Below are 22266 nucleotides of genomic sequence, written 5' to 3'. Positions count from 1 at the left end.
GAGCCCCGGCGTCAGAGGGCCGCGGCGATCCGCTCCCGGTCGCTGCCGCGCCGGTGCAGCAGCACCCAGGTCGTGAGCAGGTCGGGCCCCTTGAGGCTGCCCAGCAGGGCGGCCCGCAGACCCTTCATCAGCACCCCTTTCTTGACGCCCGCGGCCGTGGCGGCGGCCCCCAGCAGCGCCTGGGCCGTGTCGGCATCGAGGGGCCCCTCGGGCAGCTGCTCCAGCAGGGCCGTCAGGGCGGCGCGGCTGGGGGCGTCGGTCCGCAGGGCCAGGGCAGCCTCGTCCGGCTGCGGCGTTTCGAAGAAGGGGGCGGCCTGGTCGACCCCGTCCGCCAGCAGGCTGAGGGAGGGCCCCAGCAGGGCGCAGAGATCCTCCTGCCAGGCGGCATCGGCGGCCGGGCCGTCGTCGCCCCAGCCCCGGGCCTGCCAGAGGGGCAGCAGCCGCTGGCGCAGCTCGCCGGCCCCCAGCCCGTGCAGCACCTGGGCGTTGAGCCAGTTGAGCTTGTCCCAGTCGAAGCGCGCCCCGGCCCGGTTGACGCGCTCGAAGGAGAACACCGCGGCGGCCTGCTCGAGGCTGAAGCGCTCGCCGATGCCCTCCGGCGGTGACCAGCCCAGCAGGGTCATGTAGTTGACCAGGGCCTCGGCGGTGTAGCCCATGGCGCGGAAATCGCCCACGGAGGTGACACCGTCGCGCTTGGAGAGCTTGCGGCCCTCCTGGTTGAGGATCAGGGGGGTATGGGCGAACAGGGGCGGGGTCAGCCCCAGGGCCGCGTAGAGCAGCAGTTGCTTGCCGGTGTTGGCGATGTGGTCCTCGCCCCGGATCACGTGGCTGATGGCCATGGCGGCGTCGTCCACCACCACCACCAGGTTGTAGAGCGGGTCGCCGATGGCATCGGCGGGCGCCCGGCGGGCGATCACCATGTCGCCGCCCAGATCACTCCCCGCCCAGCGCATCTCGCCGCGCACCAGATCGTTCCAGGTGATCGTGGCGCCGTCGTCGATGCGGAAGCGGATCACCGCCTCGCGCCCCTCATCGATGTAGGCCTGCTGCTGCTCGGGGGTGAGGTCCCGGTGCAGGTTGTCGTAGCGGGGGGGCCGGCCCTCGGCCTGCTGGCGCTCCCGCATCGCCGCCAGCTCGGCGTCGCTGGCGAAGCAGCGGTAGGCATGGCCGCTCTCCAGCAGCTGCGCGATCGCGGCCCGGTGGGCCTCGATGCGCTGGCTCTGCACCACCGGCTCCTCGTCCCAGGTGAGGCCCAGCCAGCGCAGGCCACCGAGGATGTTCTCGGTGTACTCGACCTTGGACCGTTCCCGGTCGGTGTCCTCGATGCGGAGCAGGAAGGCGCCCCCCAGGTGGCGGGCGAACAGCCAGTTGAACACCGCCGTGCGGGCGGTGCCGATGTGGAGGGTGCCGGTGGGGCTGGGGGCCAGCCGAACGCGTACGGGAACCGCTGCGGCCACGGAATCGGCTCCAGGTGGTGAGAACGGGACTGACGGGGCTCGAACCCGCAACTTCCGCCGTGACAGGGCGGTGCTCTAACCGATTGAACTACAGTCCCAGACCGACATTCGAGGCTCGATCCGCCCCGGGGGGAGGATGCGGCACCGATGGGCGATCACGACGGCGCGGACGCCGACCAAGGAAGTATCCATCGTCACCGGTCCCTCCGTCAACGCGGTACGTCAACGGCGCCCGGGAAGGCCGGGCAGGGGCGGGCCTGGTGAGGGTGCCACACAAAAAGCCCCGTGCGGGGCACGGGGCAGGCGCTGACCAGAGGGTACGCCGAGGCGCTGGGCTCAGGGGCGGAAGCCGGCGGGTTCAATCAGACGCACCTGATTGCCACGGGCGGTGAATTCCCGCCCCTGGTCGCTCTGGACCACGACCCGACCTCCGGACTTGACCCGGATGACCCGGGCCCGGACCCAGCCAAGGGCTGCGGATTCCAGCACCTTGACCACATCACCGGGTTGTAGATCCAACTCCATGTTCGGAACCACGAGACTGCAAATGGGACCATCGAACGCGCCGTGGAGGACTTGAACCCCCGACATCAGGTTTTGGAGACCTGCGTTCTACCAACTGAACTAACGGCGCATGGCCGATGGCCCCTGGAAAGCGTGAAAGGGATTCGCGGGCAATGGCCACCCGTGAAACCAGGCTTCAGCGATCGAAGCGCTGTTTGACGCGAGTGGCTTTACCCACCCGGTCACGCAGATAGAAGAGCTTCGCCCGACGCACCTTACCGCGCCGCTCCACTTTCACGGAAGCGACCTGGGGGCTGTGCAGCATGAAGACCCGCTCCACGCCGATGCCCTGGAAGATGCGACGGACGGTGATCGTCTGGTTGAGGCCGCCGTGGCGCTTGGCGATCACCACGCCCTCGTAGGGCTGCACCCGCTCCTTGTTGCCCTCCCGGATGCGCACGCCCACCTTGACGGTGTCGCCCACGTAGATCTCGGGCAGGTCGCTCTTCAGTTGGGTCGCCTCGAACTCTTCGATCAGGGCGCGGGCGCTCAGCTTGCCTGTGGTCACGGTCACGGCGGCAGGGGCCGCCACGGCTGCCGCAGTGGTGTCGGCCGCCTCGGACACCACGTCAGCAGTCCCCTGGTCCACGGTCTGCGGGTCCACGTCGGTGGACGGATCCTCGGTGGATGGATCGGTGGTGGTCGGATCGGTCTCGGTTGCCATCCCTTTTCTCGGAGCGCCTGGCCAAACCAATACCTTACCGCCTCAGGTGACCCCCCTCCCCCCACGCCGCCGCCAGTTGCGCTGCAGCCGCTCCCAGGCCATGGCTCCGCCGGTGACCAGCATCCACAGCAGCCCCAGGCCGTTGAGCAGCACGTAGAGGGTCTCTCCCACCGGGCCCAGCCAGCGCTGCAGCCACTCGCCCTCGTGGAGCACCATCAGCGGATGGACCTGGTCCCGGCCCAGGCCTCCCCAGTCGCGCAGCAGGCGGTAACCCACACCCGTGACGGCCGAGAGCAGCAGGGGCGTCAGCACCATCGGCGCCATCCAGGCGTGGGCCTGCCGCAGGCGGGCGCCCCAGGACGGTGCGGCGGGGGTGGCTTTGGTCACGGGGAAACGACGGCGGGAGGGACGCCATTGATAACTTGAATGTCCGGCCCGATTCCCACCGCATGAACCTGTTCGCCGATCTGCTGGCCAGCACCAACGGCGTCAAGGGCGGTGGGTCCCCTCTCACCCAGGCCGGCCCTCGCATCCAGAAGGGCCGCCGCGGCGTGGAGGTCAAGTCGGCGCGGGAGATCGCCATCATGCGCCAGGCCAGCCGCATCGTGGCCACGGTGCTGCGGGAGATCATCGACATGGCCGCCCCGGGCATGACCACCGGCGACCTCGACCGCCACGCCGAGGCCCGCATCCGCGCCATGGGGGCCACCCCCAGTTTCAAGGGCTACCACGGCTTTCCGGCCAGCATCTGCGCCAGCATCAACAACGAGGTGGTGCACGGCATCCCCAGCGCCAAACGGGTGATCAAGGCGGGCGATCTGGTCAAGATCGACACCGGGGCTTACTACGAAGGCTTCCACGGCGACAGCTGCGTCACCCTCTGCGTCGGTGAGGGGGTGCCTGAGGAGGCCCGCCGCCTCAGCCGGGTGGCCCAGGAATCCCTGATGAAGGGCCTGGCCACCGTCAAGGCCGGCAGCACCCTGCTGGAGCTGGCCGGCGCCGTCCAGGACCACGTCGAGGCCCACGGCTACGCCGTGGTCGAGGACTACACGGGTCATGGCGTGGGCCGCAACCTGCACGAGGAGCCCTCGGTGTTCAACTACCGCACCCGCGACCTGCCCAACATGCAGCTGCGGCCCGGCATGACCCTGGCGGTGGAGCCGATCCTCAACGCCGGCAGCAAGGCCTGCCGCACCCTCAGGGACCGCTGGACCGTGGTGACCGTGGACGGCAGCCTCTCGGCCCAGTGGGAGCACACCATCGTGGTCACCTCCGACGGCTGCGATATCCTCACCGACCGCGACTTCTAGGCCCGGCCGACCCCGCCATCCCGGTACTCACGGCCGCCGCAGCAACCCGTAGTAGGCCCAGCGCGTCAGGGTGGCCAGGGGCATCAGCACGTAGGTGAGCGGGTTCGGGGTGACGATGATCAGACCGCAGTTCCAGTCGGCCTGCCGCAGGATCTCGCCGGCCACCCAGTCGGCGCCCATCACACCGATGGGGTTGAGGGCCGAGCGGAATGGCCCCAGCACCAGGCGCCGCAGCCGCAGCACCGGGGCCAGGGACGGGGCCCGCAGGCTGAGCAGTTGACCCAGCAGCCGCTTGCTGATCTCGTAGAGGGGGCTCAGGGCCGGCTGGATCTCCGCTTCCGAGGTGTTCACCCACACCTCCGGCCGCCGGCGCCCGTCGCTCGGTGCCCCCCCGCGCCGCGCCGCCACCGCGGCGAACAGCTCCAGCAGCCGCCAGGCGCTCAGGGCGTTGACCTCCAGGGAACAACCGGTCGCCTCGGCGCTGCCGTCGCCATGGACATTGATGCCGTGGTTGATCACCAGCACGTCCACCTCCTCGAGCAGGGATTCGAGGGCCGCCTCCTGGCCCACCTGCCAGTGCACCTGGCGCAGGGGGATCGGCAGCCCGTCCGGACCGGCCAGCTGCAGCGGCGTGCGGCCGTGGCAGAGGGCGATCAGCCGGGCGCCGCGGTGGTGCCAGCGGTGCAGCAGGGCCTGGCCGAGGGCGCCGCTGGCACCGGTGACAGCCACGGTGAGCGCTTCGTTTGAGGGGTCCGGCATAGGCCTGCGGTGGTCGTGCTGCCTAGATTGCCCGGCACCTGCGGGTCCCGGCGAGGTCGCACCATGTCCATCCCCCTGCTGATCGGCTCCTGCGAACCCTTCAGCGGCAAGTCGGCGGTGGTGCTCGGCCTGGGCCGCCAGCTCGCCCGCCAGGGCGTGCCGCTGGCCTTCGGCAAGCCGCTGGCCACTTGCATGGACGACCCGCTCGACGCCTTCCCCGACGCGGCCCCGGAGAACCCCCTGCTCGATCCCGACGTGCGCTTCATCGGCGCCACCCTCGGTCTGGAGCCGGAGCAGCTGATCCCGTCCCTGCACGTGCTGGAGCCGGCGACGGCCCGGGCCCGTCTGCTGGCGGGGGATCTGGCCCCGGGGGAGGGGCTGACGCTGCTGCAGCGCCGCATCCACGACAATGCCGAGCGGCTGGTGCTGCTGGAGGGAGCCGGCAGCCTCAGCGAAGGGCAGCTCTACGGCCTGGGCCTGGTGCAGCTGGCCCAGGCCCTGCAGGCGCCGGTGCTGCTGGTGCATCCCTGGAGCGACAGCCGCAGCGTCGAGTCCCTGCTGGAGGCCCGGCACCAGCTGGGGGATCTGCTGGCGGGCGTGGTGCTCAACGCCGTGCTGCCCGAGGTGGTGCCGGAGGTGCGGGAGGCGGTGCTGCCGGCCTTGGAGCGGCTCGGCATCCCGGTGCTGGGCGTGATGCCCCGCAGCCCCCTGCTGCGCAGCGTCACGGTGGAGGAGCTGGCGCGCCGGCTGGCGGCCACCGTGCTCTGCTGCCGCGACGGCCTCGACCTGCTGGTGGAGACCCTCTCGATCGGCGCCATGAACGTCAATTCGGCGATGGAATTCTTCCGCCGCCGCCGCAACATGGCGGTGGTGACGGGCGCCGACCGCACCGACATCCAGCTGGCGGCCCTGGAGGCCTCCACCCAGTGCCTGATCCTCACCGGGGCCGGTGAGCCCCTGCCCCAGCTGATCAGCCGGGCCGAGGAGCTGGAGGTGCCGGTGCTCAAGGTCGACCATGACACCCTGACCACCGTGGAGGTGATCGACGCCGCCATCGGCCATGTGCGGCTGCATGAAGCGGTGAAGGCCACCTATGCGATCCGGCTGGTGGAGGAGAACTGCCACTTCGAACGGCTGTTCCGCCGGCTGCGCCTGGCGGTCCATGCCTGAGGGCGCTGCTAGTTTCGGACCGTTGGTTGTCGATAACGGGTGACCCGGTCCCTAGATCTTCCGGCCCTGGACCGGATCGATACGCTCGCCCAGGAGCTGGCCATGCTCCAGGACCGGGGCAAACGCAGGATCGCCTTCCTCGGCAGCCGCCATGTGCCGGTGGTGTCGATCCATCTGGTGGAGCTGGTGGCCCGTTCCCTGGCCCAGGAGGGCCACAACCTGATCACCTCCGGGGCCCAGGGGGTCAATGCGGCCGTGATCCGCAGCGTGCTGGAGGTGGATCCGGCCCGGCTCACCGTGCTGTTGCCCCAGAGCCTCGACCGCCAGCCGGGCGAATCCCGCAGCCAGCTGGAGCGCGTGCTGCACCTGGTGGAGAAGCCCGAAAATGATGAGCTGCCCCTGCCGATGGCCAGCAGCCTCTGCAACCAGGAGATCATCAACCGCTGCGACCAGCTGATCTGCTACGCCTTCCACGACAGCGAGACCCTGCTCTCCAGCTGCCGCACCGCCGAGGACATGGGCAAGGTGGTCAGCCTGATGTTCTTCGACTAGCCGAGGCCGTTCGAGCCCGGCATCGACTCCTGGCGCGGCAGCACCTGCAGCCGCGTTCCCTCCCGGCCCATCACCGTCACCTGGGCGCCGGGGGGCAGGAGCTGGTCGGGCGCCAGGTTCTGGGCGGACCAGCTCTGGCCCTGCCAGCGCACCCGACCCTCGCCGTTGGCATCGAAGGCCGTGGTCACCTCCGCCAGTTCGGCGCGGGCGCTGGGGGGGATGGCCCGGGCCTGGCGGCGGGCCGACCAGCGCCGCAGCCAGGCGTAGCCCGTGCCCACCAGCACGGCGTAGAGCAGCAGCTGGCCCAGGGGTGGCAGCACCGGCGCCAGGATGGCGACGAGGGTGAGCAGCAGGGCCGCTACGGCGCCGATCAGCAGCAGGCCGTCCCCGTCGGCGCCCACCAGCTCCAGCAGCAGCAGCACCCCCGCCAGGGCGAGCCAGAGGATCGGTGGGGCGGGCATCGGCGGGGTGCGAAGGGGCGGTGGTGGAGGAACAACGAAACCAACGGGAGCGTTGGCCATCGCCCCCATCCTGCCTAGCGTTGCGCCAGTGACGAAGCCTGCATGGAAGCGCTCATCATTCCGGTGCTCGTGGTGCTGGCCGGACTGGGCATCAGCGGCGTCAAGGTCACCAGCAGCAGCCGTTCGATGCTGGTGGAGCGCCTCGGCAAGTACGACCGGGAGCTGCGCCCCGGCCTGTCCCTGGTGATCCCTGGCCTGGAGCGGGTGGTGAGCCACGAATCGCTGAAGGAGCGGGTGCTCGACATCCCCCCCCAGCAGTGCATCACCCGCGACAACGTTTCGATCGAGGTGGATGCGGTGGTGTACTGGCAGCTGCTGGAGCACGCCCGCGCCTACTACGGCGTCGACAACCTGCAGGCGGCCATGGTCAACCTGGTGCTCACCCAGATCCGGGCCGAGATGGGCAAGCTCGACCTCGACCAGACCTTCACCACCCGCCAGGAGGTGAACGAGACCCTGCTCAAGGAACTCGATCAGGCCACCGACCCCTGGGGCGTCAAGGTGACCCGGGTGGAGCTGCGCGACATCCAGCCCTCCCAGGGGGTGCAGCAGGCGATGGAGCAGCAGATGACCGCCGAGCGGGAGAAGCGGGCGGCGATCCTGCGCTCCGAGGGGGAGCGGGAATCCCAGGTGAACGCGGCCCGGGGCCGGGCCGAGGCCCTGGTGCTGGATGCCAAGGCCAAGCAGGAGGCGGTGCTGCTCGATGCCGATGCCCAGGCCAAGCAGCAGCTGCTGCTGGCCAAGGCGCGGGCCGAGTCGGCCACCCAGCTGGCGGCCGTGATCGAGGCCCATCCGGCGGCGGCCGAAGGGCTGCGACTGCTGCTGGCCAAGGACTGGATGGCCATGGGCCAGCAGATGGCTGCTGCCCACGGGGGATCGGTGCTGATGGTGGATCCCCAGAGCCCGGCGTCGTTGCTGGCGGCCCTCAAGGGGCTGCAGGAGAAGGGCGGCAGCTGACTCAACTGCGCAGCACCGCCCGCAGCCCTTCGGAATACAGCAGGGCGGTGCAGAGAATGCCGCCGGCCCAGCAGAGGCTGCGCAGGGGCGGCAGGTTGGCCACATAGGCCCCCAGGTAGCCCGCCCGCAGCAGGGGGTGCAGCCAGGCCGCCAGGGGCGCCCACGGGGCGGCCGCCAGTACGCCAGGGGCCACCAGCAAGCACAGCAGGCAGGCGGGGGCGTGCAGGGTGAAGGCCTCGAAGCTGTTCTGGTGCGCCCAGTTCGCCCGCTTGCCCCAGGCCGGCAGCCGCTCGAACATCGCCCGGGGGGCGGCCAGGTCGGAGGGGGTGAAGTCGGCCTGGGAGCGGGCGGCGCCCAGGGGGATCAGGCTGAGCACCACCACGGCTCCCGAGAGCACCAGCGACCAGGCGAAGGGCCCGCCAGCGGCCGCCGGCAGCACCGGCAGGGCGATGCTGGCCGCCAGGAGGGGGCTGAGCAGGGAGGTGGCCATCGGGACAGGGCGGCTGGGGTCTCTTTTCTAGGCTGGCGCTGCCTTGCCTTCGCCTGCGCCATGGCCGACAGCTATTCCTTCGACGTCGTCTCCGACTTCGACCGCCAGGAGTTGGTTAACGCCGTCGACCAGGTGCGCCGCGAGGTGGGCCAGCGCTACGACCTCAAGGATTCGGCCACGGAGATCGACGTGGAGGAGGCCAGCCTGACGATCACCACCGCCAGCGACATGACCCTCGACGCGGTGGTGGACGTGCTGCGCCAGAAGGCCACCAAGCGCAACCTGTCGCTGAAGATCTTCGATCTGCAGACCCCCGAGCCGGTGGGTGGCAACCGGGTGAAGCAGGTGATCAAGCTGCGCAAGGGCCTCACCCAGGAGCTGGCCAAGAAGCTCAGCAAGCTGGTGCGGGATCAGGTCAAGAAGGTGACCGTGGCGATCCAGGGCGAGAGCCTGCGCGTCACCGGCAAGAACAAGGACGACCTGCAGCAGGTGATCAGCCTGCTGCGGGCGGAGGACCTGGAGGTGCCGCTGCAGTTCGAGAACTACCGCTGAGGGGGCCGCGGATCCTGGCACTCAGGCGCCGGTTGAGCCGGAAGGCGGCGGCGACACCAAGGACCGGCAGAGGGCCAGGGACCGCAGGATCAGGCGGGTCGCTGGGGTCGCCGTGCGGGGGCGGTGAGAGGATCTTGGCTCGGTGCCAGGACCGGGGGCTGGACAATCTCCCAGCTCGCCAGCCAGTTCAAAACCTGGGCAATAGGGCAGCCATATCCCCACCACGGCAGATGGGCAATGCCCTACCGGCGCCATGGCCCCCATTCGACCCCGATCAGTCGGGCTTGCTGGCGGGAGCCGGGACAGCGGCGGTGCGTTGGATCCGCTGACGGAGCCTGCGGCTGTAGCCGAAGCAGGCGGCGGCACCCAATAGGGGAAGCGGACCTGGTACGGCGGACGTGTCTGGAGTCACGACTCTGGTGAAGGCCAGGCTGCCGGCACCACCCTGGCTGCCGATGGCATCGAGGTCGTAGGCAAAAAAGGCTTCACTGACATCAAAGAAACCCGGTACAAAGGAGAAGGCGGGCAGGGTGTCGACCGAATACTCCAGGCCCAGGAAAACACCGTTGTCGAAAATGACCGAAGCATTTGGATCATCGCCTTCGTCGTACTGCGTGCCTTGAAACAGGAAGGAAAAATCTGTCAGGCCGAAGGTCTGGCTGTTGTAGGAAAACGTGCCTGAGTAGCTGTTGGGCGTCAGAGGGCCCGAGTCGATCAGGATGTCGAAGGTGTAGTCCACGACCGCCGCCTTGATGGGGGCAGGCTGGACAACTGCCATACCCAGAGCCAGACCTGTCGTGACGAAGGCAAGTTTGGGAAGGAGGCTGGTCATCGGAGAAACGGCGTGCTGGTTGCGGAAGGGAGCCAGCAGAGAAGTCGACTCTCACCTTAGCTCAAGTCTGGCTCATCTGTTCTTCAGATCACGGTCGGAGCCAATGGACTGAAGTTGTCAGGGTTGCTGAGGGTGGCCAGCGAGACGTTCGTGAACAGGATGAAGTTTCGGGCGGCGGCCAGGCCCGATCCATCGGGATCGATCTGAAGCATCGTGTCGCTGCCGATGGTGACGAATTTCAGGTAGCCATCCGTGATCGGTGTGGTGCCTGTGTATCCCACGCTTGCCAGAGCCCCTGTCAGGTCAACCTTGTCACCCTCGGCCCGGTTGAAGTCGATGATCGTGTCACCGGCATCGACGATGCTTGTGTAGACGAACCGGTCGGCGCCGCCATTGCCACGGATCGTGTCGGCGCCCTGAAGTCCGGTGATCAGATCGTCGCCAGCGGTACCGATCAGGGTGTCTCGGTTTCGCGTGCCGGTGATGGAGCTGCCGTCGTCGTTGGTGATGGTGCCGAGGCCTTGGCCGTCGAGGAGGGTGACGCCGTTGGTGGGAGCGGTGAGGTTGAGGAAGAAGGTTTCGTTGGGCTCAAAGACGGTGTCGCCGCTGATGGTGACGGCGACGGTCTGGGTTTCACCGGCGGTGCCGGCGAAGGCGAGGGTGCCGGAAGTGCCGACGTAGTCGGAGCCGGCGGTGGCGGTGCCGTCGGCGGTGGCGAAGTTCACCGAAGCGCCACCGGCGACAGCGTTGCTGAGGGTGACCGTGAAGATGGCGGTGGAGGTGCCGCTGTTGCCCTCCACGATGGAGACATCGCCGATGGAGAAGGAGGCGGCGTCGTCGTTGGTGATGGTGCCGGTGACGGCGCCGGTGGTGCCGATGAGGTAGGCGGGATCGGCGGTGAGGGTGAGGGAGACGGTTTCGTTGGGCTCGAGGACCGTGTCTCCGGTGGGATCGACGGTGACCGTCGCGGTGTCGGAGCCTGCGGCGAAGGTGACGGAGGAGAGGATGGCGCCGTAATCGGTCCCTCCCGTGGCGGTGCCGCCGATGGTGTAGTTGACGGTGAGGGGATCGGTGGTGGCGCCGATGCGGGTGAAGGTGTAGTCGAGGTTGGCGGCGCCGTTCTCGAGCACGCTGGCGGGGGAGACGGCCAGGGTGATGACGGGGAGGGGAGCGGCGTCGTCGTTGGTGATGGTGCCGAGGCCCTGGCCGTCGAGGAGGGTGACGCCGTTGGTGGGAGCGGTGAGGTTGAGGAAGAAGGTTTCGTTGGGCTCAAAGACGGTGTCGCCGCTGATGGTGACGGCGACGGTCTGGGTTTCACCGGCGGTGCCGGCGAAGGCGAGGGTGCCGGAAGTACCGACGTAGTCGGAGCCGGCGGAGGCGGTGCCGTCGGCAGTGGCGAAGTTCACCGAAGCGCCACCGGCGACAGCGTTGCTGAGGGTGACCGTGAAGATGGCGGTGGAGGTGCCGCTGTTGCCCTCCACGATGGAGACATCGCCGATGGAGAAGGAGGCGTCGTCGTCGTTGGTGATGGTGCCGGTGACGGCGCCGGGAGTGCCGATGAGGTAGGCGGGATCGGCGGTGAGGGTGAGGGAGACGGTTTCGTTGGGCTCGAGGACCGTGTCTCCGGTGGGATCGACGGTGACCGTCGCGGTGTCGGAGCCTGCGGCGAAGGTGACGGAGGAGAGGATGGCGCCGTAATCGGTCCCTCCCGTGGCGGTGCCGTTGATGGCGTAGTTGACGGTGAGGGGGTTGGTGGTGGCGCCGGTGCGGGTGAAGGTGTAGTCGAGGTTGGCGGCGCCGTTCTCGAGCACGCTGGCGGGGGAGACGGCCAGGGTGATGACGGGGAGGGGAGCGGCGTCGTCGTTGGTGATGGTGCCGAGGCCCTGGCCGTCGAGGAGGGTGACGCCGTTGGTGGGAGCGGTGAGGTTGAGGAAGAAGGTTTCGTTGGGCTCAAAGACGGTGTCGCCGCTGATGGTGACGGCGACGGTCTGGGTTTCACCGGCGGTGCCGGCGAAGTTGAGGGTGCCGGAGGTGGCGACGTAGTCGGAGCCGGCGGAGGCGGTGCCGTCGGCGGTGGCGAAGTTCACCGAAGCGCCACCGGCGACGGCGTTGCTGAGGGTGACCGTGAAGATGGCGGTGGAGGTGCCGCTGTTGCCCTCCACGATGGAGACATCGCCGATGGAGAAGGAGGCGTCGTCGTCGTTGGTGATGGTGCCGGTGACGGCGCCGGGAGTGCCGATGAGGTAGGCGGGATCGGCGGTGAGGGTGAGGGAGACGGTTTCGTTGGGCTCGAGGACCGTGTCTCCGGTGGGATCGACGGTGACCGTCGCGGTGTCGGAGCCTGCGGCGAAGGTGACGGAGGAGAGGATGGCGCCGTAATCGGTCCCTCCCGTGGCGGTGCCGTTGATGGCGTAGTTGACGGTGAGGGGGTTGGTGGTGGCGCCGGTGCGGGTGAAGGTGTAGACGAGATTGGCGGCGCCGTTCTCGAGCACGCTGGCAGGGGAGACGGCCAGGGTGATCAGGGGCAGGGGAGCGGTGTCGTCATCGATGATCGTGGCCGTGGCAGTTGCCGTGCCGATCGAGCCGTTGACGGGGTTGGTGATGGTGACGGTGAAGGCTTCGTTGGCCTCCAAGACCGCATCGTCGACGGTGGCGATGGTGAGCGTCGCCGTCGTCTGGTTGGCGAGGATGGTGATCGTGCCCGTCAGGGGTGTGACGATGTCACCGGCCGTTGCCGCCGCGCCGGTGATCGTGTAGGTGACGGTGGTGGGCTGGCTGAGCACGGCCCCGCCCCGCGTTGCGGTGAGCGTGAAGGCTTCCCCTTCCTCCACCGTGGCGGGCGTCAGGCTGATGGAGACCACGGGGGGCGCCAGCACCTGCACCGAGAAGTTGGTCGGCGTCGAGCCGGCCGTTCCTGGATTGATGTCCGCCACCCGGGTGGTGCCGGCGGCGGTGCCGTCCGTCGACCAGAGCTCGAGTCCTTCGCCAGGGGTCGAGGCCTGAAAGTAGAGCCGCCCGTTGAGGATCGTGCTGAAGAGGAGACTGACGTTGCTGCTGCCGGTGCCGGGGTTGATGTCGGCGACGAGCACGGTGCCGGCCTCGGTGCCATCGGTCTTCCACAGCTCGGCCCCCTCCGCCGTCGTCGTGCCGCGGAAGTAGAGCTCGCCGTTGAACACGATCCCCGGGCCGGCGGCCAGGGCGCCGTTGCTGTTGATGCCGCCGGGCTGGATGTCCTTGAGCAGGCGGGTCCCGGAGGGGGTGCCGTCGCTGATCCAGAGTTCCGAGCCCGAGACGCCATCGTTGGCGATGAAGACGGCCTTGCCGTTGATGGCGCCCACCGTGTTGATCGGCCATTGGACATTGGCCAGCAGGCGCGTGGTGTTGGCCACCGTGCCGTTCGAGACCCAGAGCTCTCCCCCCAGCACACCTGGGGTGTTGCTGACCTCGATGGCGAAGAAGACTTTGTCACCGACCACGGTGGGGTTGGTTGCCCGGGCAGCCGCGAGCGGGCTGAGGTTGCCGAGCGATGCGGTCCCAGCGGCGGTGCCGTCGCTGAACCAGGCTTCCACACCGTTGAGGCCATCGTTGGCGTAGAGGAAGACGCCCTCGTTGAACGCCGTCAGGACGGAGATGCCGCTGCTGCCGCTGCCGGGGAGGATGTCGCGGACCAGCCGCGGGCCGGCGGCGACGCTCTCGATCACCCAGAGCTCGTTGCCCGCGGCCGAGGTGTTCGCCGTGAAGAACACCTTGCCTCCCGAGACGGTGAGCTGGCGCGCGGGGTTGGTGGCAGAGCGGGAGCCGGTGGGGCCGGGCTGGATGTCGGCGAGCAGCCGCGTTCCGGAGGCGGTGCCGTCCGTGAACCAGAGCTCGTTGCCGCTGATGCCGTCGTCGGTGAAGAAGAGGGCACCGCCATCGAACGGGGTGATGAACGTCGGGGCGATGGCGCTGGAGGCGCTGGTGACCGGATTGATCTCCACCAGCTGGGCTGTGCCGGCCGTCGTGCCGTCGGTGAACCAGAGCTCGGTGTCACCCGCCGCGTCGTCGGAGGCAAACAGGAGCGTGCCGTTCACGAGCTGAACAGTGGAGGGGAACGCCCCCGTTGCTCCGGGGAAGGCATCGATCACCTGCCGGGTGCCCGCCTGGGTGCCGTCCGTCAGCCAGAGCTCCCGGCCATTGGCAGCAGTGACGGCGGAGAAGAACAGGACGGGGGTGCCGGCGGGCTGGGGCGGCACGTCGTCATTGATAATCGTGCCGCGGCCCTGGCCGTCGGCCAGGGTGACGCCGTTGGTGGGGGCCGAGAGGTTGAGGAAGAAGGATTCGTTCGGCTCAACCGTGGTGTCGCCGTTGATGGTGACGGAGACGGTGAGCTGCTCGCCGGCGGTGCCGGTGAAGTTGAGTGTTCCGGCAGTGGCGATGTAGTCAGAGCCGGCCGTCGCGGTGTTAGCGGCGGTGGCGTAGGCCACTGATGCCCCACCGGCGACGGCGTTGCTGAGGGTGACGGTGAAGACGGCGAGCCTGGTGCCGGTGTTCCCCTCCACGACCGTTACATCGCTGATGGAGAAGGAAGCGTCGTCGTCGTTGGTGATGGTGCCGGTGACGGCGCCGGCGGTGCCGATGCTGTAGGCGGCGTTGGAGGTGAGGGTGAGGGAGACGGTTTCGTTGGGCTCGAGGATCGAATCAGCGGTGGGATCGACGGTGACCGTCGCGGTGGCCGAACCGGCGGCGAAGGTGACGGACGCGGGGATGGTGCCGTAGTCGGCGCCGTTGGTGGCGGTGCCGCCGATGGTGTAGTTGACGGTGAGCGGATTGGTGGTGGCGCCGGTGCGGGTGAAGGTGTAGGTGATGTTGCCGGCGCCGTTCTCGAGCACGCTGGCGGGCGCGACCTCCAGGGTGATGACGGGCAGCTGGGTGAGATCGTCGTTGGTGATGGTGCCGACGCCCTGGGAATCGGCGATCGTCACACCGGCCTTGGTGAGGCCCGAAAGGTTGACGACGAAGGTTTCGTCATCCTCGATCGTGCTGTCGCCGTTGATGGTGACGGAGACGGTCTTCGTTTCACCGGCCGTGCCGGTGAAGTTGATGGTACCGAAGTTGTTGACGTAGTCGGAGCCGACCGTCGCGGTGCCGTTGGCGGTGGCATAGTTCACGGAAACGCCACCGGCGACGGCGTTGCTCAGGGTGACGGTGAAGACGGCGAGTTTGGTGCCGGAATCGCCCTCGGTGACGGTGACGTCGTCGATGGAGAGGGAGGCGGCGTCGTTGTCGAGGTTGGTGACGCCGACATCGTCGGCGTTGAGACCGTTGTAGTTGGCATCGCTGCTGGTGGCGGCGGCGGTGACGATGGAGTAGGCGACGCCGATGCCATTGGCAATGCCGTTGTCGTCACGGTCGACAATCGCGTCATCGACGCTGGTGACGGTGACGGTCTGGGGAATGTTCCAGTTGGCGGGGGTGAAGACGAGCGAGGAGGTGGAGACGGTGCCTTCCGTGGTGTCGGAGCTCGAGATCCCGATGGTGACGTCGGCGGTGGGCTGGCTGTTGAGAACCACCGTGAAACTGGGCGTGACAGCCAGGGCACCCGGGTTGGCATAGAGATACCTGGCGTCGGATGCCGTGAGCGCTCGGCTCCAGATGCTCACCTCGTCGACGGTGCCCGTGAGGGCGCCGATCATCTGCGTACCGGCCGCATTCAGAATGCCACCAACGCTGAAATTAGCCAGAGAGCTATTAAAACCAGTGTATCCTTCGGTGTCGACAAGCTCACCGTTCACATAAAGCCGTGACTGGGCAAGGCTCCCAGCATTGAAGTCGTGGACGCCGATAATCTGATGCCAGTTGCCATCGTTCAGGCCCAGATTGGTGCTGACGGGATTGGGGTAGGACTGGTAGTGAATGGCACCACCAGTCACCTCTCCGGAGCCACTGTTTGTATTGTTGATCCCGTTGAAATAGCCAGCGATCGCTCCGGCTTGGTGGCGCCCGGCCACGATGTAGCCATTGGTGTCACCACTCTGCAGCTTCACCCAGGAAACAAGGGAAAACGTGCTGTTGGTGTTTCCAAAGGAGAAGTTATTCCCCATGTCCACAAACCCATTGCCGGCCGTCGACATGGTCACGGCACCACCGCTCAAGCCCCCGGCCGAGAAGCTGGCGTTGCCCAGGAGCGAGCCGTTGACCGTGCCCGCCGCGGCGAAGGCGGTGGAGCCGGATGTCTCGTCAAACCGCCAGGCGGCGATGACGGTGGGATCGGTGGTCCCTTCCGTGGTGGTCAGCCGCTTGGGCCGGAAGCCCTCCGGCCCGGTCGTGACGGTGATGCCGGCGGTGTCGTCGTTGCTGATCGTGCCGATGACGGCTCCGGCGGTGCCGATGCTGTAGGCGGCGTTGGCGGCGAGGGTCAGGGAAACGGTCTCGTTGGCCTCGACGACGGCATCGCCAGTGGGATCGACGGTGACGGTGGCGGTGGCCGAGCCGGCGGCGAAGCTGACGGAGGCGGGGATCAGGCCGTAGTCGGTGCCGTTGGTGGCGCTGCCGCCGATGGTGTAGTCGACGGTGAGCGGATTGGTGGTGGCGCCGGTGCGGGTGAAGGTGTAGACGAGGTTGGTGGCACCGTTTTCCAGAACGCTGGCCGGGGAGACGGCCAGGGTGATGGTGGGCAGGGCAGCGACGTCGTCATTGACAATGGTGCCTACCCCCTGGGAGGCGCCCAGAGAGACGTTGCGTCCCCCGGCCTGCAGGTTGCTGAGGTTGACGAAGAAGTTTTCGTTCGATTCGACGTTGGTGTCACCGACGACATTGATACTGATTTGCCTGGTCTCACCGGCGGTGCCGCTGAAGTTGAGAGTGCCGCTCGCCGCCTGGAAATCGTTGTCGGCCAGGGTGGCGGTGTTGTTGTTGGTGGCGAAGTCGACACTGATGGGCACGTCGACGGCGGCGGTCAGGGAGACGTTGAAGAGGAATTCGGTGGTACCGGTGTTGCCCTCTGACTGGACGACATTGAAAATGTTCAGGGTGGCGGCATCATCATTGGTGATGGTGCCAACGCCTTGTCCATCGGCGATGAGCGCTCCGTTGGTCGGGTTGCTCAGATTGACCAAGAAGCTTTCGTTGAGTTCAACCAACGAGTCACCATTGACTGTCACCGAGATCGTCTGGGTTTCCCCGGCGATGCCAGTGAAGTTCAGTGTGCCGCTGGTGGCGGCGTAGTCCACCCCGGCCGTTGCTGTGCCATTGGCAGTGGCATAGCTGACACTGGCACCACCTGCCACCGCATTGTCCAGGCTGACCGTGAAGACAATCGTTCGGGTGCCGCCATTTCCTTCCACGACGCTGGCGTTATTGATGCTGAAGCTGCCTGGAGCCGCCGTTTGCACGACCTGCAGCGTGACATCGTTGGTGTTGAAGATGGGCTGGTAGCTCAGCGTGGGGCTGATGAACAGATTGGTGAACTGGAGCCTGCTGGCTAGGTCGGCAGGGGCCGATCCGTAGGTCAGAACTCTGAAACTATCCCCTGCGTTGGGGGTGAAGCCGACTGCAGTGGTGATATTGATCCTGTCGCCAGTGATGAAATTTGCGGCATTGATGATGTTGAGAACATCAAAGGACGTCAGGCTGCCGATTTCAATGTCCACGGAGCTATCACCGCTGCCTTGGAGGTTTCCTTCAATCGTCAGGGTCTTGTAGTCGTTGACGCCAGTGCCGGGGGTGATCCTGGAATTGTCGAGATTCAGGGTGTCGATCCCGCTGTTATTGATGTCGATGATCCCTTGGCCGCTAAGGATGCCGCCGGTGATATTGATGTTATTGAAGGAGAGGAGGGTGCCTCCGGTGAGCCGAGTTTCCCCGGCCGTCTGGTTGAAATTGGAGAAGTTCAGGTTGCCACTGAGAACCTCCACCAGTCCGGTGTTGTTGAAGGCGACGTCAACCGTTGTGGTGCTGGTGGCAATGCTGCCGGATTTGCGGAAAGTGCCAGCATTGGTGAACAGGGCATCGGCGCCATCGTCGCCGGCGCCGAAGTTGCTGGCGGTGATGCTGAATGCTGAATCCCCTGAGGCGATGAAGGTGGCACCGGCGCTGTTGTTGATGGTGCCCGAAGTCGGGATGGAGGTGCCGTTGACGTTGTTGTTGAACAGGATCTGGCCAGCGCTCCAGGTGAGCGTGTTCTGGTTGCGCAGGGTGCGACCACCATCGAGGCGGAAGCCGCTGCCGCTGATGGTGGTGGGCCCCTGAAGGATCGTGGTGCCGCTGCCGCGATGGTCACCGAACGTGAAGCTGGCTGGGCCGCTCAGCGTCAGATCCGCACCCTGCACGGAGCCGTTTGTCATGCTGAAGGCGGAAGCCACGGTGTAGGGATTCGTGATGTCGAGCACGCCTGTGCTCAGCCTCAGCGTCCCGCTCCCTGTGGCCGTGCCGCCTGTGAGCCGGTGGGTGCCGCCCCCGAAGCCGAGCACGGTACCTGCCGCCACATCGAAGTTGCCGCTGTGGGTGCCGCCATTTCTGAGATCGAGGATGCCGGTGTCCACATCCACCGTGCCGGTGTTGTTGAAGGTGACGTCAACGGTGGTTGTGCTGGTGTCGTTGCTGCCGGTTTTGCGGAAGGTGCCGGCATTCGTGAACAGGGCATCGCTGCCATTGTCACCGGCGCTGAAGTTGCTGGCGGCGATGCTGGTCGCCCCATTCCCCGAGGCGATGAAGGTGGCGCCGGCGATGTTGTTGATGGTGCCCGAACCCGGGATGGAGGTGCCGTTGATGTTGTTGTTGAACAGGATCTGGCCAGCGCTCCAGGTGAGCGTGTTCTGGTTGCGCAGGGTGCGGCCACCATCGAGGCGGAGGCCGCCTGAACTGATCGTGGCGGGGCCTTGGAGGATGGTGGTGCCGTTGCCCCTGTGGTCGCCGGAGCTGAAAGCTGACCCTCCGGACACGGTGAAATCACCGGTGCCGGCCACGGTGCCGCCGCTCTGAATCAGAGCTCCCGTGGAGGCGTTACCTCCCAGGAGGTTCAGGGAACCACTCTGAATCTCGGTGGTGCCCGCGATCGCATAGGCGGTGTTGAGGTTGACGGTGGTACTGCCACTCAGCCGTACCGTGCCGGGTGAGGTGATCGTGCCCGCATTGATCTGATGGGTGCCGCCCCCGAAGCCGAGCACGGCGCCAGCGGCCACAGCGAAGTTACCGGTGTGGGTACCACCATTGGTGAGGTTGAGGATGCCGGTGAGCACATCCACGGTGCCGGTGTTGTCGAAGATGACGTCAACGGTGGTTGTGCTGGTGTCGCTGCTGCCGGATTTGCGGAAGGTGCCGGCGTTGGTGAACAGGGCATCGCTGCCATTGTCGCCGGCGCTGAAGTTGCTCACAGCGATGCTGTTCGCCCCATTCCCCGAGGCGATGAAGGTGGCGCCGGCGATGTTGTTGATGGTGCCCGAACCCGGGATGGAGGTGCCGTTGATGTTGTTGTTGAACAGGATCTGGCCAGCGCTCCAGGTGAGCGTGTTCTGGTTGCGCAGGGTGCGGCCACCATCGAGGCGGAGGCCGCCTGAGCTGATCGTGGCGGGGCCTTGGAGGATGGTGGTGCCGTTGCCCCTGTGGTCGCCGGAGCTGAAAGCTGACCCTCCGGACACGGTGAAATCACCGGTGCCGGCCACGGTGCCGCCGCTCTGAATCAGAGCTCCCGTGGAGGCGTTGCCTCCCAGGAGGTTCAGGGAACCACTCTGAATCTCGGTGGTGCCCGCGATCGCATAGGCGGTGTTGAGGTTGACGGTGGTACTGCCACTCAGCCGTACCGTGCCGGGTGAGGTGATCGTGCCCGCATTGATCTGATGGGTGCCGCCCCCAAAACCGATCACGGCGCCAGCGGCCACAGCGAAGTTACCGGTGTGGGTACCACCATTGGTGAGGTTGAGGATGCCGGTGAGCACATCCACGGTGCCGGTGTTGTCGAAGATGACGTCAACGGTGGTTGTGCTGGTGTCGCTGCTGCCGGATTTGCGGAAGGTGCCGGCGTTGGTGAACAGGGCATCGCTGCCGTTGTCGCTGACGCTGAAGCTGCTCGCGGCGATGCTGGTCGCAGAATTTCCTGAGGCGATGAAGGTGGCGCCGGCGATGTTGTTGATGGCGCCCGACCCAGGGCCGCCTGATCCTCCAGTGAAGGTGTTGTTGAGATTGATCTGGCCGCCGCTCCAGGTGAGGATGTTCTGGTTGCGCAGGGTGCGGCCACCATCGAGGCGGAAGCCACTGGAACTGATCGTGGTGGGTCCATGGAGGATCGTGGTGCCCGTGCCGCGGTGGTCGCCGTAGGTGATCGTCGCTGCACCGGTGACGGTGAGGGTGCCCGTGCCATCCAGCCCACCGCCGGATTGGGTCAGGGTCCCGACGCTGGCATTGCTGGCATTGAGGTTGAGAAGGCCGGCGCTGATGTTCAGCGCCGCGCCCAGGCTGGTGAGGGTGCCGCCGATCGAGGCGCTGCCGGCCGTGAGGCTGGTGGTGCCGGCGACGTTGTAGGTGCCGTTGATCGTGGTGGTGCCGCTGCCGCTGAAGCGAACGTTCTGGGTGGTGAGGTTTGAGCTGGCATTGAGCAGATGGGTGCCGCCCCCGAAGCCGATCGTGCCGGCGGTGCCGGTGAAGTTGCCGGTGTGGGTGCCTCCATTGGTGAGGTCGAGGATGCCGGTGAGCACGTCCACCGTGCCGGTGTTGTTGAAGACGACGTCAACAGCCGTCGTGTTGTTATCGGCGCTGTCGGATTTGCGGAACGCACCGGCATTCGTGAACAGGGCATCGGCGCCATTGTCGCCGGCGCTGAAGTTGCTCGCGAAGATGCTGGCCGCTGAATTCCCTGAGGCGATGAAGGTGGCGCCGGCGATGTTATTGATCGTGCCCGATCCAGGGCCGCCTGATCCTCCGGTGAAGGTGTTGTTGAAGACGATCGCGCCACCGCTCCAGGTGAGGATGTTCTCGTTGCGTAGGGTGCGACCACCATCGAGGCGGAAGCCGCTGCCGCTGATGGTGCTAGGCCCCTGGAGGATGGTGGTGCCGCTGCCGCGATGATCACCGAAGGTGATGGTCGCGGCACCGGTGACAGTGAGATTGCCCGTGCCTGCTAGCCCACCACTAATCTGGGTCAGCGTTGCGACAGTGGCATTGCTGGCATTGAGATTCAGGATGCCGCCGAAGATATTCAGCGCCGATCCCAGACTTGTCAGAGTGCCGTTGATCGATGCGTTACCGCCCGACATGCCGGTTGAGCCGCTGACGTTGTAGGTGCCGTTGATCGTCGTGGTGCCGCTGCCGCCGAAGTTGACGTTCTGCGTCGTGATGCTGGAGCCGGCGTTGAGCTGATGCGTACCGCCTGAGAAATTGATGATCCCGGCGAGACCTGTGAAGTTGCCTGTATGGATGCCGCCACCGCTGAGGTTCAGGCTCCCGGTCTGAACATCGACGGTTCCAGAGTTGTTGAACAGGACACCAACGGTGGTGATGTTAGTTGCGCTACTGCTGGATTTGCGGAAAGTTCCGGCATTGGTAAACAGGGCATCAGTGCCATCATCGGAAACCCCGAAACTACTCGCTGCGATGCTGCTCGCCGAATCCCCCGAGGCCGTGAAGGTGGCGCCGGCGATGTTGTTGATCGTGCCCGATCCAGGGCCGCCTGATCCTCCAGTGAAGGTGTTGTTGAAGAGGATCTGACCACCGCTCCAGGTGAGCGTGTTCTCGTTTTGCAGGGTGCGACCACCATCGAGGCGTAAGCCGCTGCCGCTGATGGTGGTGGGCCCCTGGAGGATGGTGGTGCCGCTGCCGCGATGATCTCCGAAGGTGATCGTGCTGGGACCCGTTATGGTGACCGTGCCGGTGCCGGACAGCGAGCCGCTCGACTGGGCGAATGTGTTGATGCTGCTGGAGCCATTGAGCTCGAGAGTGCCGCCAGTGATGCTGAGAGCCGCTGCGAAACTGGCGGTGCCACTGACACTCAGCAGACCTCCGGACACCGTCAGATTGCTGCCGGAGTCAAGCGAGGTGACCGCGAGGGACGCGAGAGGGCTGGATCCGTTGAAGATCGTTGTCCCGAAACCTGGCGCGATGACGATGTCATCGCCATTGCTGGGGATGACATTGGTATCCCAGTTATCGGCCAGATTCCAGAGGTCGGTGGCGGCTCCGCCATCCCAGGTCCTCGTTGCCATGCCTGCCTCCGGTAAAGTAAAGTGTATCCCTGGCGACAAAGTGCAACAGTTTGTGTCTGTTGCTACCAGGGGATATGTCGACGAACGGGCATTGAATAGCACAGCTGGGGCCCAGCTGTTGTTAAGCCAGATTTAAGTCTTTACCGGCTGTCACGCTTGCGCCTTTCACTTGTCCGATAGAGGCGCTTATCTGGTACTCACCTGCTGTTCATGGGTTGTCCGCCCGACCGGCGCTCCAGGGTCCGAGAGCTTGCCGTCGGTGTCCCGC

At 66.6% G+C, this 22266-nt stretch carries 14 protein-coding genes and 2 tRNA genes; 5 read left to right on the top strand and 11 right to left on the bottom strand.

Translation table 11 applies throughout. The annotated features are described in order from the left end of the window. Window positions 1-11 precede the first annotated feature (11 nt). From gltX to CYAGR_RS05245, 6 genes are all read right to left on the bottom strand, one after another. A complete protein-coding gene (gene gltX, locus CYAGR_RS05270) occupies window positions 12-1457 on the bottom strand; it encodes a glutamate--tRNA ligase (protein ID WP_015108748.1) in 1446 nt (481 codons plus the stop codon). Between the two features lie 24 nt (window positions 1458-1481). Further along, window positions 1482-1555, bottom strand: a tRNA-Asp gene (locus CYAGR_RS05265). 238 nt (window positions 1556-1793) lie between these two features. Next, window positions 1794-1982 (bottom strand): SH3 domain-containing protein, encoded by a 189-nt coding sequence (locus CYAGR_RS05260; RefSeq protein ID WP_006043540.1) that lies wholly within the window; start codon window positions 1980-1982, stop codon window positions 1794-1796. A gap of 36 nt (window positions 1983-2018) precedes the next feature. Next, window positions 2019-2091 (bottom strand) — tRNA-Trp (locus CYAGR_RS05255). A gap of 66 nt (window positions 2092-2157) precedes the next feature. After that, on the bottom strand, window positions 2158-2685 hold the full coding sequence (gene rplS / locus CYAGR_RS19055; protein ID WP_015108747.1) for a 50S ribosomal protein L19: 528 nt from the start codon (window positions 2683-2685) through the stop codon (window positions 2158-2160). A gap of 42 nt (window positions 2686-2727) precedes the next feature. Next, window positions 2728-3072, bottom strand: coding sequence for a hypothetical protein (locus tag CYAGR_RS05245; protein WP_015108746.1), 345 nt, complete (start codon window positions 3070-3072; stop codon window positions 2728-2730). A gap of 62 nt (window positions 3073-3134) precedes the next feature. On the opposite strand from CYAGR_RS05245, the gene map reads away from it, so the two are divergent. Continuing rightward, window positions 3135-3995 (top strand): type I methionyl aminopeptidase, encoded by an 861-nt coding sequence (gene map / locus CYAGR_RS05240; RefSeq protein WP_015108745.1) that lies wholly within the window; start codon window positions 3135-3137, stop codon window positions 3993-3995. Between the two features lie 27 nt (window positions 3996-4022). Here map and CYAGR_RS05235 read toward each other — a convergent pair whose 3' ends face one another. Beyond that, window positions 4023-4754 carry an NAD-dependent epimerase/dehydratase family protein gene (locus CYAGR_RS05235; protein ID WP_015108744.1) on the bottom strand — a complete coding sequence of 244 codons (732 nt, stop codon included), beginning with the start codon at window positions 4752-4754 and terminating at the stop codon, window positions 4023-4025. Between the two features lie 63 nt (window positions 4755-4817). Between CYAGR_RS05235 and CYAGR_RS05230 the strand changes: the two genes are divergently transcribed. Next, complete coding sequence (locus CYAGR_RS05230) at window positions 4818-5924, top strand: phosphotransacetylase family protein (RefSeq protein WP_015108743.1); 1107 nt, start codon at window positions 4818-4820, stop codon at window positions 5922-5924. 39 nt (window positions 5925-5963) lie between these two features. Continuing rightward, a complete protein-coding gene (locus tag CYAGR_RS05225; protein WP_015108742.1) occupies window positions 5964-6476 on the top strand; it encodes a hypothetical protein in 513 nt (170 codons plus the stop codon). Here the strand turns inward: CYAGR_RS05225 and CYAGR_RS05220 are convergent. Beyond that, window positions 6473-6937, bottom strand: coding sequence for an NfeD family protein (locus CYAGR_RS05220; RefSeq protein WP_015108741.1), 465 nt, complete (start codon window positions 6935-6937; stop codon window positions 6473-6475). The genes CYAGR_RS05225 and CYAGR_RS05220 overlap by 4 nt on opposite strands. Window positions 6938-7039: 102 nt before the next feature. Between CYAGR_RS05220 and CYAGR_RS05215 the strand changes: the two genes are divergently transcribed. Next, window positions 7040-7954: an SPFH domain-containing protein gene (locus CYAGR_RS05215; RefSeq protein ID WP_015108740.1), complete on the top strand. Its 915-nt coding sequence runs from the start codon at window positions 7040-7042 to the stop codon at window positions 7952-7954. Window position 7955: 1 nt separating this feature from the next. Here the strand turns inward: CYAGR_RS05215 and CYAGR_RS05210 are convergent, their stop codons facing one another. Beyond that, window positions 7956-8444: an MAPEG family protein gene (locus CYAGR_RS05210; protein WP_015108739.1), complete on the bottom strand. Its 489-nt coding sequence runs from the start codon at window positions 8442-8444 to the stop codon at window positions 7956-7958. Window positions 8445-8504: 60 nt separating this feature from the next. Between CYAGR_RS05210 and CYAGR_RS05205 the strand changes: the two genes are divergently transcribed. After that, window positions 8505-8996 (top strand): YajQ family cyclic di-GMP-binding protein, encoded by a 492-nt coding sequence (locus tag CYAGR_RS05205; protein ID WP_015108738.1) that lies wholly within the window; start codon window positions 8505-8507, stop codon window positions 8994-8996. Window positions 8997-9270: 274 nt separating this feature from the next. Here the strand turns inward: CYAGR_RS05205 and CYAGR_RS05200 are convergent, their stop codons facing one another. Continuing rightward, the gene (locus CYAGR_RS05200; protein WP_015108737.1) at window positions 9271-9828 is read right to left on the bottom strand and encodes a hypothetical protein; all 558 of its coding nucleotides are present in this window, start codon (window positions 9826-9828) and stop codon (window positions 9271-9273) included. Window positions 9829-9911: 83 nt separating this feature from the next. After that, on the bottom strand, window positions 9912-21998 hold the full coding sequence (locus CYAGR_RS19380) for a Calx-beta domain-containing protein (protein WP_015108736.1): 12087 nt from the start codon (window positions 21996-21998) through the stop codon (window positions 9912-9914). Window positions 21999-22266: the final 268 nt, after the last annotated feature.

The sequence above is a fragment of the Cyanobium gracile PCC 6307 genome (assembly GCF_000316515.1).
Classification (GTDB): domain Bacteria; phylum Cyanobacteriota; class Cyanobacteriia; order PCC-6307; family Cyanobiaceae; genus Cyanobium; species Cyanobium gracile.
This window is presented reverse-complemented; position numbering and strand designations above follow the sequence as displayed.